The organism is Pseudomonas sp. P4_B3 (assembly GCF_056402295.1).
On the sequence record NZ_JBFUHR010000033.1, the window covers coordinates 16,469 to 31,846 of the forward strand.

Consider the following 15,378-nt stretch of genomic DNA (forward strand, 5'->3'; position numbering starts at 1 on the left):
CCCGGGGCACTTGCGACAAAACAATGCTCGAGGGCGCGTGTCATGACCTAACCTCATTGGCTAAGTGACTAACAACCCGTCGAGCACGCCGATGTGCAATGTACTGAGGTCAATGATTTACGTCGCCTTCGCGCTTCTGACGGCCAGCCCGGGATGGCTGTTGGCGGCGTCCGACACCCTTGCCCCCGCCCCCGCAGCCCCGATCATCAGCATCTCCGACAGCGAATTACTGGGGGTGCAAAACCAGCTGAACAGCCTCAAGCAGCAGGTTTCCCAGGCCAGCAATTACACCCAGCTGGAAAGCTCACAGGACCTGGTGCAAGTACTCATTCAGGATATTGAACGCCTGTCCACATCGCTGCTGCCCGGGCAGGCGCAGTTGCAGGCGCAACTCAACGTGCTGGGGCCAGTGCTGCTCGACGAGAACGCACTGGTGACGTCGGCGATTACCACCCAACGAGACACCCTCAGCGAGCAAAAAAACAAGATCGATAGCCAACTCAAAACCCTGGCCGCGCTGAAAATAAGTGCCGCCGAGCTGATCACCCAGATTGGCAGTATTCGGCGCAGCCTGCTGGAAGCGGAAGTGACCCAGCAGACCAGCAGTATCCTGAACCCGGGTTTCTGGTCGCCATTGTTCGATTTTCCGATCGAGGACCGCCAACGTTTCAGCGCTCTCATCGAGCAACTCGAGGTCACGCACCGGGCTGCCTGGCAACCCGGACAACGCGGGATCACGGCCGCCCTGCTGATCCTGGCCTTGGCCATCTGGACCGTGGGGCGAAAGCTCGCCGGCCGGGTTCTGGCATGGTTGTGCATCCATCGAATGCCTGAAGGCCGGTTGCGGCGCAGCTCCCTTGCGCTGGCATCGGTAATGGCGACGGTGCTGACCGCCGGCATCGCCCTGCAACTGCTGCATTTTGCCGGGACCCGCCAACTGCCCTACACCCCGCTGCTGGCCGACCTGGCGCAGTATCTGGAAAAGCTGGCCTATACCTGCGTGCTGATCACCGGATTGAGTCGCGCACTGTTGTCGACCAAACATCCCTCATGGCGCCTGCCCGATATTGCCGATCCGGTGGCGCTGGCGATGGAGCCCTATCCGAGGTTGCTGGCTAGCATGCTGCTGGTGCTGGTGACCCTGGTGCAGATGAGCAATGTCACCGGCATGAGCGCCGAAGTGGTGTTGTTCGGTCGGGGCATCGTGGCGTTGCTCGCGGCACTGGTGATCGGTGCGCTGCTGTTGCGCGTCAGCAAGACTCGCAGGGACCTGATAGTGGCCGGCGAGGCTCCCGAAGGCGTCACCACCTTCGCCGGCCTGATTTATGCGTTTACCGGCATTGCCGTGGTGGTGTCCCTGTTCGCCCTGGTGATCGGCTACGTGACGATGGCCCGCTTCATCACCTATGAATTGGTCTGGATATTCATCATCTTCGCCGGTTTCTACCTGCTCACACAGGTTTACCAGGACACCTGCGACTACGTTTTTTCGCCCCGGCAACCCGCCGGCAAGACCATCAAACAGCTGCTGGGCATCGGCAATCCGCGCCTGGAGCAGATCTGCACCGTGTTGTCCGGGGCAGGCCGCGCCATCCTCCTGCTGATCGGCATCATTGCCTTGTTTGTCGGCGGCGTGGGGACGACGCTCGGGCAACTGGTCACCGGCACCGTGGCCATACTCGGCGGCGAAGGGCTGCGCAAACTGAACATCGTCCCGGACAACCTGGTCAATGCCATCCTCGCCCTGGTGATCGGCATCTACCTGATTCGCTCATTACGGCGCTGGCTGGATAACGAGTTCCTGCCGAAAACCGAGATGGACCCGGGCATGTGCGCCTCGCTGAGCACCCTGTTCGCCAACATCGGCTACGTGTCCGTCGTCCTGCTCACGCTGGCGTCGCTGGGGATCAAGTGGACCAACCTGGCCTGGATCGTCAGTGCCCTGTCCGTGGGTATCGGCTTCGGCCTTCAGGAGATCGTGAAGAATTTCATCTCCGGCCTGATCCTGCTGACCGAGCGCCCGGTGAAAGTCGGCGACCTGATCAGCATCAGTGGCGTAGAAGGCGACATTCGCCGAATCAACGTGCGGGCCACGGAAATACAACTGGCCGACCGCTCGATCATGATCGTGCCCAACTCCCACCTGATTTCGCAGAACCTGCGCAACGTCACCCTCGGCGGCAGCGCCCAGGGCGTGGTGATACTCGAACTGATGTTCCCGTTGGATATCGATCCGGAGCTGGTGCAAAACCTGCTGATGGACACCTACACCGAGCATGAATCCATTCTGGATAAACCAGCGCCGTTTTTGCGCTTCAGTCAGCTGAAACCGGAAGGCATCACCTTGACCATCACCGGTTATGTCGGCAGCCCACGCACCGTCGGCGCGATCAAAAGCGAGCTGCTGTTCGAGATTCTCAAGCGGCTGGGTGCCGCGGGGATTGAACTGGCGAAACCGCCTGCCGTGTGATGCGAGATCACACGGCAGGCGGTTGCTGGATCATGATGGACTCGTTGACGGCAAATAAGTAACGTAACCGGCGCTGCTTTCGAACCTGGAAAATCGAAAAGGGAGTTTGCATCGTGACCGAAGAGACAAAAACCAAAGGACCGGCTTCGTACTTCCCGTCAATCGAAAAAAAGTACGGTCAGTCGATCACCCATTGGCTGGATCTGCTTAAAACCGTCGGCGACAAGAAACACATGGAGATGGTGGCCTGGCTCAAAGCCGAACACGGCATGGGTCACGGCCACGCCAACGCGTTGGTTGCCTATCATTTGGCAGCCACCAAAAGCGCCTGACCACGCGCAGTCGATGGTGCCGGGTAAAAACCGGCTCCACCGTTAACCTTCTGTTGCCCTATCCTTTCATCCAAGCCATCACGCCGGACATCGACCATGTCAGCCCCCGAATCCACCCTCCTCGACAGCTGGCACCACAACGCCCAGGCCTGGATCGACGCCATCCGCAGCGGCACCATCGAAAGTCGCCTCAAGGTCACCGACCAGGCCATTCTGCTGGCGGTACTGGGTCGTCAGCCCGAGCGTGTACTCGACCTGGGTTGCGGCGAAGGCTGGTTGTTGCGCGCGTTGGCTGAACGGGCCATTGACGCGGTAGGTGTGGATGGCGACGTGACGCTGGTGGAGGCGGCGCGAGCGGCGGGTTCGTCGAAGGTGCATGTGGCGAGCTATGAGGCGTTGGCCGAAGCGAAAGTCGATATTGGCCGCGACTACGACCTGATCTGCGCCAATTTTGCCCTGCTGCATCAGGACATCATCCCCCTGCTCGCCGCCATGAACGCCCTGCTCGCTCCGGGTGGCGCGCTGGTGATCCAGACGCTGCACCCGTGGGCTGCTGCGGCGGGTGACTATCAGGATGGCTGGCGGGAAGAGACCTTCGCCGGGTTCAAGGGCCAGTGGCAGCCCATGCCGTGGTATTTCCGTACCTTGTCCAGTTGGCTCAATGCGCTGGACATGGCGGGTTTTACGCTAGCCGGCTTGCAGGAGCCGCAGCACCCGCAAAGCCCTGTGCCACAGTCATTGCTATTGGTGGCCGAGCCGCGGCGGTGATTGATGCAAATCCTTCACGCAGGTGCTGACTACCATGCAATCCTGTGGGAGCGAGCTTGCTCGCGATGAGGCCAGTACATTCAAGATCAATGTCGCCTGACACTCCGCCATCGCGAGCAGGCTCGCTCCCACAGGTTTCAGTGGTACACCCAATACAGCGTCAGGCCCACTCTTTACGCAGCTGGCGCGCCGCATTGACCATGTGCACCAGCGCCGCTTCGGTTTCCGGCCAGCCGCGGGTTTTCAGGCCGCAGTCCGGGTTGACCCACAGGCGGTCGGCGGGAATACGCTTGGCGGCCTTGCGCAGCAGGTTGGCCATTTCCGAGGAGTCCGGCACCCGTGGCGAGTGGATGTCATACACGCCCGGGCCGATTTCGTTGGGGTAAGCGAAGGCTTCGAACGCATCCAGCAGTTCCATGTCCGAGCGCGAGGTTTCGATGGTGATCACGTCGGCATCCATGGCGGCGATGGACTCGATCACATCATTGAATTCGCTGTAGCACATGTGGGTGTGGATCTGGGTTTCGTCACGCACGCCGCAGGCGCACAGGCGGAACACTTCGGTCGCCCAGTCCAGGTAGTGCTGCCACTGCGCCCGGCGCAACGGCAAGCCTTCGCGGAACGCGGCTTCGTCGATCTGCACGATCTTGATCCCGGCGGCTTCCAGGTCCACCACTTCGTCGCGAATCGCCAGGGCCAGTTGGCGGGCCTGCACTTCGCGGCTCACGTCTTCGCGCGGGAACGACCACATCAGCATGGTCACAGGACCGGTCAGCATGCCCTTCATCACTTTGTCGGTGAGGCCTTGGGCGTAGCGGATCCACTCCACGGTCATGGCGTGCGGACGGCTCAGGTCGCCGAAGATCACCGCCGGTTTCACACAGCGCGAACCGTAGCTCTGGACCCAACCGAAACGGGTGAACACATAGCCGTCGAGTTGCTCGGCGAAGTACTCGACCATGTCGTTACGCTCGGCTTCACCGTGCACCAGCACGTCCAGGCCCAGGTGTTCCTGCACTTGCACAGCGTGACGGATCTCGCTGTGCATCGCTTCGGTGTATTCGGCTTCGGTCAGTTTGCCTTGCTTGAACGACTGGCGAGCCAGACGGATCGACGCGGTTTGCGGGAACGAACCGATGGTGGTGGTCGGGAACAGCGGCAGGTTCAAACCGGCGCGTTGCTTCTCGATACGCTGGGCAAACAGCGAATGACGCTGGCTGTGCTTGGCGGTGATCGCGGCAACGCGTGCCTGCACGGCCGGTTTGTGGATGCGCGGCGACGCAGCACGGCTGGCCTGCACGGCACGGCTTCGAGTCAGCGCGTCAAGCACCTTCGGCGCTTCCGGTTCTTTCACCGCCTGAGCCAGCACCGCAACTTCTTCACACTTCTGCACGGCAAACGCCAGCCAGCTTTTCAGTTCGGCATCGAGCTTGTCTTCACGCCCCAGGTCAACCGGGCTGTGCAGCAGCGAGCAGGATGGCGCAACCCACAGGCGATCACCCAGACGCTCGTGAGCATACTGCAACGTGGCCAGGGCGTTTTCCAGGTCGCAGCGCCAGACGTTGCGGCCGTTGACCACGCCCAGCGACAGCACTTTGTAGGCCGGCAGACGGTCGAGGATGGTCGGGAACTGCTCAGGTGCGCGCACCAGATCGATGTGCAGACCGTCCACCGGCAGGTTGGCGGCCAGGCCCAGGTTCTCTTCCAGACCGCCGAAGTAAGTGGCGACCAGCTTCTTCAGCGGGTCGCGCTGAATCAGGTTGTAGGCGCGCTCAAAGGCGTTTTTCCAGTCCTGCGGCAGATCGAGGACCAGGATCGGCTCGTCGATTTGTACCCATTCAACGCCTTGTGCCGCGAGGCGCTGGAAGATTTGACCGTACAACGGCAGCAAACGATCCAGCAGCTCCAGCTTGTCGAATTCGGCGCCCTTGACCTTGCCCAGCCACAGGTAAGTCAACGGGCCGATGATCACCGGCTTGACGTGGTGCCCCAGTGCGCGGGCCTCTTCGACTTCTTCGAACAGCTGATCCCAGCCGAGCTGGAATTGTTGATCGGCGCTGAATTCAGGCACGAGGTAGTGATAGTTGGTGTCGAACCACTTGGTCATTTCCTGGGCATGCGCGCCGCCGCAGCAGCTGTCGCTCACACCGCGCGCCATGCCGAACAGGGTTTGCAGGCTGGCCTTGCCATCGTGTGGGCGGAAGCGCTCAGGGATCACACCGAACATCAGCGAGTGGGTCAGAACCTGGTCGTACCAGGCAAAGTCACCGACCGGCAACAGCTCGATCCCGGCCTTTTTCTGCAAGTCCCAGTGGGTCTTACGCAGGTCGCGGCCCACGGTGCGCAGACCGGCTTCGTCGAGCTCGCCCTTCCAGAACGCCTCTTGAGCCTTTTTCAGTTCGCGGTCGCGACCAATGCGCGGAAATCCAAGGGAATGGGCCACAGCCATGTCAAATAACTCCAATGCGTTCAATGGGGCCATTGTCGACAGTGCCAACGAGTGAGACAAACTCATTTTAATCGTGATGATCACAAGTTATTCTCATGATCGATGACACTGCACAGCCTGCGCTGGATGGACACCTGGTTCAGCGTGCTCGCCCCAATGTTCAACCTGCATCTGAAAACCACTGGCGTGACCGAACTGTGGCGTGTGCGTAAGCCGGGCGGCGATGGCATCATCACCCGCTACGAAGGTTTCGATGCCCACCACCCCCTCTGATCGGCTAAGGAATAGTCCCGATGCGTATCAAGACACTGCCGGCCTGTGCCACGGCGTTCTACCCGAACGCCAAAGCGCAGACCGCCGGGATCAAACCATGACGGCCATTTTTCGGCCGCGTCCGACGTTGATCTTTTTGCTGCTGTTGCTGGTGCTGGTGTTCTGGCTGTCCCTGGCCCTCGGGCCGGTCAGCCTGCCGCTGGGCGATACCTTGCTGGGCGGGATGCGCCTGCTCGGGTTGCCGCTTGACGGTGGCGACACGCAGCAGGCGGAGTTGATCCTCGGTCAGATTCGCCTGCCGCGCAGCTTGCTCGGCATCGCCGTGGGTTCGGTACTGGCGTTGTCCGGCGTGGCGATGCAGGGGTTGTTCCGCAACCCCTTGGCCGATCCGGGTCTGGTCGGTGTTTCCGGTGGCGCGGCACTCGGTGCCGCCCTCGCCATCGTCGGCGGCAGTCTGCTCGGTGGCATGCCAGCGGCGATCGAACCTTATCTGCTGTCGGTCAGCGCCTTCGCCGGTGGCTTGATCGTCACGGCGGTGGTGTATCGCTTTGGTCGCCGCAACGGGCAAACCGACGTTGCCACCATGCTCTTGGCGGGAGTGGCGATGACGGCCATGGCCGGTGCCGGCGTGGGGCTATTCACCTACCTGGCCGATGACGCGACCTTGCGCACCTTGACGTTCTGGAACCTGGGCAGCCTCAACGGTGCCAGCTACCTGCGCTTGTGGCCGTTGCTGATCGTCACCCTGGGCGTGGCGCTGTGGTTGCCCCGTCGGGCGGCGGCGCTCAATGCCATGCTGCTGGGTGAGTCGGAAGCCCGTCACCTGGGCTTCGACATCGAGCGGATCAAGCTTGAGCTGGTGCTGTGCACGGCGCTCGGCGTCGGTGCGGCCGTCGCGGCGGCCGGCCTGATCGGCTTTATCGGCCTGGTGGTACCGCATCTGATGCGTCTGCTGGTCGGCCCGGATCACCGGGTGTTGCTGCCCGCGTCGTTACTGGCCGGTGCCAGCCTGCTGTTGTTGGCTGATCTGGCGGCGCGCCTGCTGTTGGCGCCAGCCGAATTACCCATCGGTATCGTGACTGCACTGATCGGCGCTCCGTTCTTTCTTTATCTGCTGGTACGAGGGCGTTCCTGATGCTGCGGGCAAACAACTTGCTGGTACGCCGTGACAAGCGCACGGTACTGGCGAACATCGATATCGAGTTGCGCCCCGGTGAAGTACTGGGTGTGCTGGGGCCGAATGGCGCCGGCAAAAGCACCCTGCTCACCGCTTTATGCGGCGAACTGGCGAGCAGCGAAGGCACGGTCAGCCTCGACGAGCGTCCACTCGCCGACTGGCCGGGTCAGGAACGGGCCAGACGCCTGGCCGTGCTGCCGCAGAGTTCGAGCCTGAACTTTGCGTTCTCGGTCAATGACGTCGTGGGCATGGGTCGCTTGCCTCACGCCAGCGGCCGCGTGCGCGATGGCGAAATCGTCGCCGAGGCGCTTTCAGCTGCCGATGCGCTTCATCTGGCCGGACGCAGTTACCTGGCCCTGTCCGGCGGTGAACGCCAGCGCGTGCATCTGGCGCGGGTGCTCGCTCAACTGTGGCCGGGTGCCGAAGGGCAAACCCTGCTGCTCGATGAACCGACGTCGATGCTCGATCCGCTGCACCAGCACACCATTTTGCAAGCCGTGCGTGATTTCGCCGAGCGCGGGGCGGCGGTGCTGGTGATTCTGCACGACCTCAACCTGGCCGCACGTTACTGCGATCAACTACTGTTGTTGCAACAGGGCCTGCCCCACGCCTACGGTCCACCGGCCGAGGTGCTGACCGCCGAAGCGCTGGCGGCGGTCTATGGGTTGGAGGTGCTGATCCACCAGCATCCGGAACGCGGCCACCCGTTGATCATCGCGCGCTGATACCGCCCCCTCCTCTGTCATCGAGGGGGCATCTGTCCAATAAGGAAAACCGATGCGCTTTGTGTTGCTCTGTGCATTCAGCCTGTTGGCTGCCTGCCAAACCCATCAAGTTACACCACTGCCGGCGTCGATCGCCCCGCAAGGGCGTGATCACACTGACTTCGGGGTCATCCGTGAACTCGCCACGGGCCGCACGCTGACGCCGCAAGAACTGGTCCAACGCCTGGCCGCTGCCCCACGTGTTTTGGTCGGAGAGCAGCACGACAACCCGGACCACCACGCCCTGCAACTGTGGTTGCTGCGCGAACTGGCGGCACAACGCGCCCAGGGCAGTCTGCTGATGGAAATGCTCAATCCCGATCAACAGGCCAGGGTCGATGCCGCCCAAGCCGCGACCCGCGCCGGACAGCCACCGGCCGATGCGTTCACGGCGCTGGCCTGGCAGGCCAATTGGGACTGGAGTGTTTATGGCGCACTGGTCACCTACGCGCTGCGACAACCGTATCCGCTGTTGGCGGCGAACCTGGACCGCGCGCAGATCATGCAGATCTACAAACAGCGCCCGGTACTCACGGGGCAAGCGTCCACCACCCAACAGGTGCAGGCGACCTTGCTGGACGACATCCGCGAATCCCATTGTGGTCTGTTGCCCGAAGCACAGATGCCGGCGATGCTCGCTGTGCAGCAACAGCGTGACCGGCGCATGGCGGAGCGCCTGATGGCCGCGCCTCTACCTGCGCTGTTGCTGGCCGGTGCCTTCCACGTGCGCAAGGACCTGGGGGTGCCATTGCACTTGAAAGACCTCGGTGCCGGTGAAGGGAATGCGGTGCTGATCCTGGCCGAAGTGGGCAAGACCGTGACTGCCGAGAGTGCGGATTACGTGTGGTACACCGCCGCACAACCGGAAGAGGATCATTGCGCGCAGCTGCGTCGTTAATCCCCCCTACAAAATCATCAAGCCCCGTTCCGGCGCGACACTATGTCACGCCTCTGTGTCGGTCCAATGGTCGTATCCGCCCCTCCGGCACCGACACAGTTTGTTAACATCCCCACGATTTTTTCGTCTGTACAGTCATCACGCTGTCATTTCAGCCTGTTCAACAGGATGCTTTTTTTCATGAGTACTGTGTATACCCGCCGAACGGTCCTGCAAGGCATGGGCCTGTTGAGCCTGGGCCTGCTCGCCGGTTGCGACGACAGCAGCAAGCTGTCGTTCAAGTACGGCAAAGACCTCAGCGACAAGATCATGGGGCGCAACTTCAAGCTCAAGAACGCTCAGGGCGAAACCCGGATGCTGGGCAGCTATCGCGGCCTGATGCCGATGGTGTTCTTCGGTTTCACCCAGTGCCCGGCCGTGTGCCCGACCACCCTGGCCCGCGCGGCCCAGGCCAAAAAGCTGATGGGTCGCGATGGCGAAAGGCTGCAGGTGATCTTCATCACCCTGGACCCTGAGCGCGACACGCCAGAGATGATCGATAAATACGTAAAAGCCTTCGACCCGAGTTTTGAAGCGCTGTACGGCACCCTGGAAGAAACCGCTGCCACCGCCAAGGAATTTGGCGTGTTTTTTGAAAAAGTCCCGAGCGGCGATACCTATACCCTCTCCCATACCGCGACCAGCTATGTCTTCGACTCCCGGGGCACTCTGCGCCTGGGACTGTCCACGTCCCTGACGGCCCAAGAGTGCGCAGAAGACCTGCTCACCGTGATGGAGGTTTGCTGAAATGAATGCCCCGCAGGCTAAAAACCGTTTCGCACAACGCTGCAAGCAACTGGCGCTGGGCTTGTCCCTGGTCGGCCTGGCCTTTCAGGCGTCGGCACAAACCGAGGTCGAAGACGCCTGGGTCCGCGCCACCGTGGCCGGCCAGCCGTCGAGCGGTGCCTTCATGACCGTCACCGCGAGCAGCGACAGCAAACTGCTGAGCGTGCAAACGCCGGTTGCCGGGCTTGTGCAGATCCATGAAATGAGCATGAAAGACGACGTGATGAAAATGCAGCAGGTGGGCGCCGTCGCACTGCCCGCCGGTAAAGCGGTGAGCTTCGATCCCCACGGCTACCACATCATGCTCATGAACCTGACGGGCCAGATCAAGGAAGGCGACAAGGTGCCGCTGACCCTGACCGTGGAAGACGCCAGGGGTGAGAAAGAGTCGATTCAGGTTGAAGCCGTTGCCAAGGCGATTGGCACTATGGATCACAGCTCGATGATGCATGATCACAGCAAGATGAATTGATTTTCCCGTAGTATTGCAACACCAAAAAGATCGCAGCCTGCGGCAGCTCCTACGAAATCGGTGTAGGAGCTGCCGCAGGCTGCGATCTTTTTTTGATCAAGACCTTTTCATGTCAACTCAAACCAGCTTGAGTACGACGTTGATGTTGTTGCGCGTGGCTTTCGAGTACGGGCAGTACTGGTGCCCGGTGTCGACGATTTTCTGCGCGGTTTCGCGATCCAGCCCTGGCAGGCTGACATTGAGCCGCGCCTGGAGCAGGTAGCCGCCTTCATTGGTGCCCAGGTCGACTTCGGCATCGACGGCCACATCCTTGGGCAACGCCACTTTCATTTCCCTGGCCGCAACCTGCATGGCGCCGATAAAACAGGCTGACCATCCGGCAGAGAACAGTTGCTCAGGGTTAGTACCGCCACCGCCCGCACCTGGCGACGACAGCTTCACATCGAGGATTCCGTCGGAGCTGCGGGAGGCGCCGTCACGCCCGCCGGTGGTGTGGGTTTTGGCGGTGTACAACACTTTATCGATCTGGTTCATGGTGACCTCCTGATTAAGTTGTAAGAAACCGGTTTTAACACCCCATCGGGTCGCTGGGATGGTCAATCAATATAGACGTCACACGCCCACACCGTGGTCGATCCGACCAGCGCCCGTTTCTTGTTTATTTACGCGCCAACTTGTACCTGACGCAGTCCTCATAAAAGCTCTGCCGTACAGCAGTCGGTTTGAATCGCGACGGACTGTCATAAGTTTGCTCTGTAATGCCAAGTGCCATCATGCGCATCCAGGTTTTGGCGAACTTGTAGACCTGAATTTTCTGGCGGGCGGCATACAAAGAAACGCCTGCAAGCTTGAGTTCCTGTGCCCTTGCAGCGGTGCCCGCACCCCAACTGCACATGTACTGATCATTGCTGGCCAGTTCTTTGGCTTGAGCCGAATTAGCTACACCCGCAACTACCAGCGGGATTAACGCGATCCATATCTTGCGCATCTTGACCTATTTAACTGGCTGAAAATTAACTAATTTTGCTGAGGATTTTTAAACTTGGGGGCCAGCATCGTGCCTTTTCTGCAAATTAAAGCGAAAACGAGATGGGCAATGTCATTTCTTGCGAGTTTTCAATCCTTTGCTATAGCTAAGACTCTCAATCGCCAACTAAGTGAGGCAACGGAATGTCAGTCGCAAAGAAAATGAGTGTGGGGCAACTGACAATGTTGACTGCCGTCAACATGTTGGGCTCCGGCATTGTGCTTCTACCGACGAAACTCGCGGAAGTCGGTGCAATTTCGATCCTCTCCTGGCTGGTGACGGCCACCGGTTCCCTCGCTCTGGCCTACGCGTTTGCGCGATGCGGGATGCTCAGCCGCAAGACCGGCGGCATGGGCGGTTATGCCGAATACACCTTCGGTAAAGCGGGTAACTACATCACCAACTACACCTACGGTCTGTCGCTGTTGATTGCCAACGTGGCGATCAGTATTACTGCGGTTGGTTATATCCAGGTGTTGTTCGGGATAAAACTCGATTCGCTGCAAGTAGGTCTGGCGACTATTGCTCTGTTGTGGATCACCACCTTCGCCAACTTTGGCGGCGCCAGCATCACCGGCCGGATCGGTGCGATCACGGTCTGGGGTGTGATTGCCCCGGTGGTGCTGGTATCCACGGTGGGCTGGTTCTGGTTCGACAGCAGCGTCTACGCCGCAGGCTGGAACCCTCACGACAAAGGCTGGTTCGAAGCGGCAGGCGCCTCGGTGGCGATCACCCTGTGGGCCTTCCTCGGCCTGGAATCGGCTTGCGCCAACACCGACGCGGTGGAAAACCCTGAGCGCAACGTACCGATTGCCGTGCTGGGCGGCACCCTGGGTGCGGCGGTGATCTACATCGTCTCCACCAACGTCATCTTCGGTATCGTCGGCAACGAAGAACTGGTCGCGTCCACCGCACCGTTCGGCCTGGTGTTTGCCAAGATGTTCACCCCGATGGTCGGCGACATCGTGATGGCGGCCATGGTGCTCGCCTGCATCGGCTCGTTGCTGGGCTGGCAGTTCACGATTGCCCAGGTGTACAAAAGCTCGGCCGACACCGGCTACTTCCTGTCGATCTTCGCCAAGGCCAACAAAGCGGGAACGCCGATTGTCGGCATGCTGGTACTGCTCGCCGCACAGACCGCGCTGGCCCTGCTCACCATCAGCCCTGACCTGAGCAAGCAGTTCGACACCCTGGTCAATCTCGCGGTGGTGACCAACCTGGTGCCTTACATCTTGTCCATGGCCGCGCTGATGACCATGCAGAAAGTCTCCAACGTGCCGGAAGGCAAGGCACTGGTGACCAACGTCATTGCCCTGATCGCGGCGGCCTACAGCTACCTGGCACTGTACAGCTCCGGTGAGCAGGCCCTGATGCTGGGCGGCGTGGCCACGATCTTCGGTTACACCCTGTTCGGCTTCGTCAACAACCGCCTGATCCGCCTCGAAGCTCTCAACAACAGCGTACCGACGCAAACCGTCAGCGCGCAGCACCTCACTGCCGAGCCAGTGCCGGTGAATAATCTGAATACAGCCACTATGGAGGTTCAAGCATGACGGAATATAAACACTCGCTGGGCATGCTGGCGCTACTGGTCAGCAGTCCGCCGGACAAGCGAACGGTGTTCGGCCGCGCCCTGGACCAACTGGTCCACGACGTAGAGGGACGTGGTGTCAGTGTTCTGGCCTCGGAAAGCCTCACCGATGCTGCATCGATCCTGCGCTCGGACCCGGCCATTCAATGCGTGCTCATCCGATGGGAAATGGACACCAGCGAAGGCCACGCCGACTGCACCAAATTGCTGGTCAAGCTGCGCGAGCGCAACACCCGGGTGCCGGTGTTCCTGATCAGCGACCGTACCACCGCGTCGACCATTCCGTTATTGGTCATGCAACACGCCGACGACTTCATCTGGCTGCCCGAGGACACCTCCCGTTTCCTCAGCGGGCGCATCCTGGCGGCCATCGAACGCTATCGCCAGGCCGCCTTGCCGCCGATGTTCGGCGCGCTGGTGAAGTTTGCCCGCAACTATGAATACTCGTGGCACACCCCTGGGCATGCCGGTGGCACGGCATTCCTGAAAAGCACCGCAGGTCGGGCCTTCTACGAGTTCTTCGGCGAAAACCTGCTGCGTTCCGACCTGTCGATCTCGGTTGGCGAACTCGGTTCGCTGCTCGATCACAGCGGCCCCATCGGCCAGGGCGAACGTTATGCCGCCAAGGTTTTCGGCGCGCACCGCACGTACTACGTGACCAACGGTTCGTCGATGTCCAACCGCGTCATCCTCATGGCCAGCGTTACGCGCAACCAGATCGCCCTGTGCGACCGCAATTGCCACAAGTCCGCCGAGCATGCGATGACTCTGTCCGGGGCGATTCCGACCTACCTGGTGCCGACCCGCAACCGCTACGGCATCATCGGCCCGATCCTGCCGCAGACCCTGAGTGCCGAAGGCGTGAAAGCCGCCATCGCCAACAACCCGCTGGTCAAGGAAGGCATCGACCCGACACCCGTGCACGCCATTGTCACCAACTCCACCTACGACGGCCTGACCTACAACGTCACCCGTGTCGAAGAGCTGCTGGGCGAAAGTGTCGACCGTCTGCACTTCGACGAAGCCTGGTACGGTTATGCGCGCTTCAACCCGCTGTACAGCGGGCGCCATGCCATGCACGGCAACCCTGCCGATCACGACAAGTCCAAGCCGACCGTGTTCGCCACCCAGTCGACCCACAAGTTGCTGGCCGCCCTGTCCCAGGCCTCGATGATCCACGTGCGCGACGGGCGTAACCCGATCGAACATGCGCGCTTCAACGAGTCGTACATGATGCACGCCTCGACCTCGCCGAACTACGCGATCATGGCGTCCTGCGACGTCAGCTCGGCAATGATGGAAGCACCGAGCGGGCAGATCCTCACCAGCGAATCGATCGAAGAAGCCATCAGCTTCCGCCAGGTGCTCTCGCGCATGCACAACGAGATGCTGAGCAAGGATGACTGGTTCTTCACCTGCTGGCAGCCGCCGACCGTACAGGTTGGCGCAGCGACCGTGCCGTTCCATGAGGTCGACCCGGCTACGCTTAAAACCGACCCGAACTGCTGGGTCCTGCACCCGAACGCGGTATGGCACGGTTTCGGTGACATCGAAGACGGCTACTGCATGCTCGACCCGATCAAGGTTTCGGTACTTGCCCCGGGCATGGGCGACGACGGCAACCTGCTCACCAACGGCATCCCCGCCTGCGTAGTCACCGCGTACCTGGGGCGTCAGGGTATCGTGGTCGAGAAAACCACCGACTTCACCATCCTGTTCCTGTTCTCCATCGGTATCACCAAAGGCAAATGGGGCACACTGCTCAATGCCCTGCTCGACTTCAAGCGCGATTACGACGACAACGCCGAACTCGAGCTGTGCCTGCCCGATCTGTACAACGCCAACCAGCACCGCTATGCCGGCATGGGCCTGAAGGATCTGGCCGACGAAATCTTCGCCGCCATGAAGAAACACAAGACCACCGCCAACATGTCCCAGGCCTTCGGCACCCTGCCAAAGGCCGAGTTCAGCCCGGTGGAGGCCTACGAAAAACTGGTGCGCAACGACATCGAACTGGTGACCCTCAACGAAGCCGCCGGGCGTCTTGCCGCGACCGGTATCGTGCCGTATCCACCAGGCATCCCGTTGCTCATGCCGGGTGAGAACGCAGGGCCTGCGGACGGTCCATTGCTGGCGTATCTCAAGGCACTGGAAGCCTTCGACAAATCCTTCCCCGGCTTCACCCATGACACCCACGGGATCGAAGTCGAGGACGGCGTTTATCGGATGCTGGTACTGAAATAAGTCACGCAGGTTCACCGCAACCCCTGTGGGAGCGAGCCTGCTCGCGATAGCGTTTTTGCAGCCAACATCACTGTTGCCTGACACGACG

The 15,378-nt window shown here is 60.9% G+C and carries 13 protein-coding genes and 1 pseudogene; 11 read left to right on the top strand and 3 right to left on the bottom strand.

The features are described 5' to 3' along the window. Positions 1–91: 91 nt before the first annotated feature. The 3 genes from AC1DWG_RS28565 to AC1DWG_RS28575 all read left to right on the top strand — a co-directional run bounded on the left by AC1DWG_RS28565 (position 92) and on the right by AC1DWG_RS28575 (position 3,570). Entirely contained in the window at positions 92–2,470 is a 2,379-nt protein-coding gene (locus tag AC1DWG_RS28565; protein ID WP_477765296.1) for a DUF3772 domain-containing protein, read from the top strand. A gap of 113 nt (positions 2,471–2,583) precedes the next feature. Next, entirely contained in the window at positions 2,584–2,802 is a 219-nt protein-coding gene (locus tag AC1DWG_RS28570) for a DUF4287 domain-containing protein (protein ID WP_477788673.1), read from the top strand. A 96-nt stretch (positions 2,803–2,898) separates the two neighbouring features. Next, positions 2,899–3,570, top strand: coding sequence for a class I SAM-dependent methyltransferase (locus AC1DWG_RS28575; RefSeq protein WP_477788674.1), 672 nt, complete (start codon positions 2,899–2,901; stop codon positions 3,568–3,570). Between the two features lie 160 nt (positions 3,571–3,730). On the opposite strand, the gene metE is transcribed toward AC1DWG_RS28575, so the two are convergent. Further along, positions 3,731–6,019, bottom strand: a complete 2,289-nt coding sequence (gene metE, locus AC1DWG_RS28580) for a 5-methyltetrahydropteroyltriglutamate--homocysteine S-methyltransferase (RefSeq protein WP_477788675.1) — start codon at positions 6,017–6,019, stop codon at positions 3,731–3,733. Positions 6,020–6,133: 114 nt separating this feature from the next. Between metE and AC1DWG_RS28585 the strand changes: the two are divergent. The 6 genes and pseudogenes from AC1DWG_RS28585 to AC1DWG_RS28610 all read left to right on the top strand — a co-directional run. Next, positions 6,134–6,277, top strand: a pseudogene (locus AC1DWG_RS28585) (hemin-degrading factor); the annotation flags it as partial. A 166-nt stretch (positions 6,278–6,443) separates the two neighbouring features. After that, a complete protein-coding gene (locus AC1DWG_RS28590; protein ID WP_477765324.1) occupies positions 6,444–7,427 on the top strand; it encodes a FecCD family ABC transporter permease in 984 nt (327 codons plus the stop codon). Beyond that, positions 7,427–8,194 carry a heme ABC transporter ATP-binding protein gene (locus AC1DWG_RS28595; RefSeq protein WP_477765292.1) on the top strand — a complete coding sequence of 256 codons (768 nt, stop codon included), beginning with the start codon at positions 7,427–7,429 and terminating at the stop codon, positions 8,192–8,194. Before AC1DWG_RS28590 ends, AC1DWG_RS28595 begins: the two co-directional genes overlap by 1 nt. 52 nt (positions 8,195–8,246) lie before the next feature. After that, on the top strand, positions 8,247–9,131 hold the full coding sequence (locus AC1DWG_RS28600) for a ChaN family lipoprotein (RefSeq protein ID WP_477765291.1): 885 nt from the start codon (positions 8,247–8,249) through the stop codon (positions 9,129–9,131). 180 nt (positions 9,132–9,311) lie between these two features. After that, positions 9,312–9,917 carry an SCO family protein gene (locus AC1DWG_RS28605; RefSeq protein ID WP_477752760.1) on the top strand — a complete coding sequence of 202 codons (606 nt, stop codon included), beginning with the start codon at positions 9,312–9,314 and terminating at the stop codon, positions 9,915–9,917. A gap of 1 nt (position 9,918) precedes the next feature. Beyond that, complete coding sequence (locus AC1DWG_RS28610) at positions 9,919–10,428, top strand: copper chaperone PCu(A)C (RefSeq protein ID WP_477788676.1); 510 nt, start codon at positions 9,919–9,921, stop codon at positions 10,426–10,428. Positions 10,429–10,545: 117 nt separating this feature from the next. On the opposite strand, the gene AC1DWG_RS28615 is transcribed toward AC1DWG_RS28610, so the two are convergent. Further along, a complete protein-coding gene (locus tag AC1DWG_RS28615) occupies positions 10,546–10,962 on the bottom strand; it encodes an organic hydroperoxide resistance protein (RefSeq protein WP_007991821.1) in 417 nt (138 codons plus the stop codon). 124 nt (positions 10,963–11,086) lie between these two features. Continuing rightward, positions 11,087–11,416 (bottom strand): hypothetical protein, encoded by a 330-nt coding sequence (locus tag AC1DWG_RS28620; protein ID WP_477752762.1) that lies wholly within the window; start codon positions 11,414–11,416, stop codon positions 11,087–11,089. A 182-nt stretch (positions 11,417–11,598) separates the two neighbouring features. Here AC1DWG_RS28620 and potE point away from each other — a divergent pair, with 182 nt between their 5' ends. Together potE and AC1DWG_RS28630 are read left to right on the top strand one after the other, a co-directional pair. Beyond that, positions 11,599–13,008, top strand: coding sequence for a putrescine-ornithine antiporter (gene potE, locus AC1DWG_RS28625; protein ID WP_477752763.1), 1,410 nt, complete (start codon positions 11,599–11,601; stop codon positions 13,006–13,008). Next, positions 13,005–15,290 carry an Orn/Lys/Arg family decarboxylase gene (locus AC1DWG_RS28630; protein WP_477765288.1) on the top strand — a complete coding sequence of 762 codons (2,286 nt, stop codon included), beginning with the start codon at positions 13,005–13,007 and terminating at the stop codon, positions 15,288–15,290. The genes potE and AC1DWG_RS28630 overlap by 4 nt, the downstream gene beginning before the upstream one ends. The last annotated feature ends 88 nt before the right edge of the window (positions 15,291–15,378 follow it).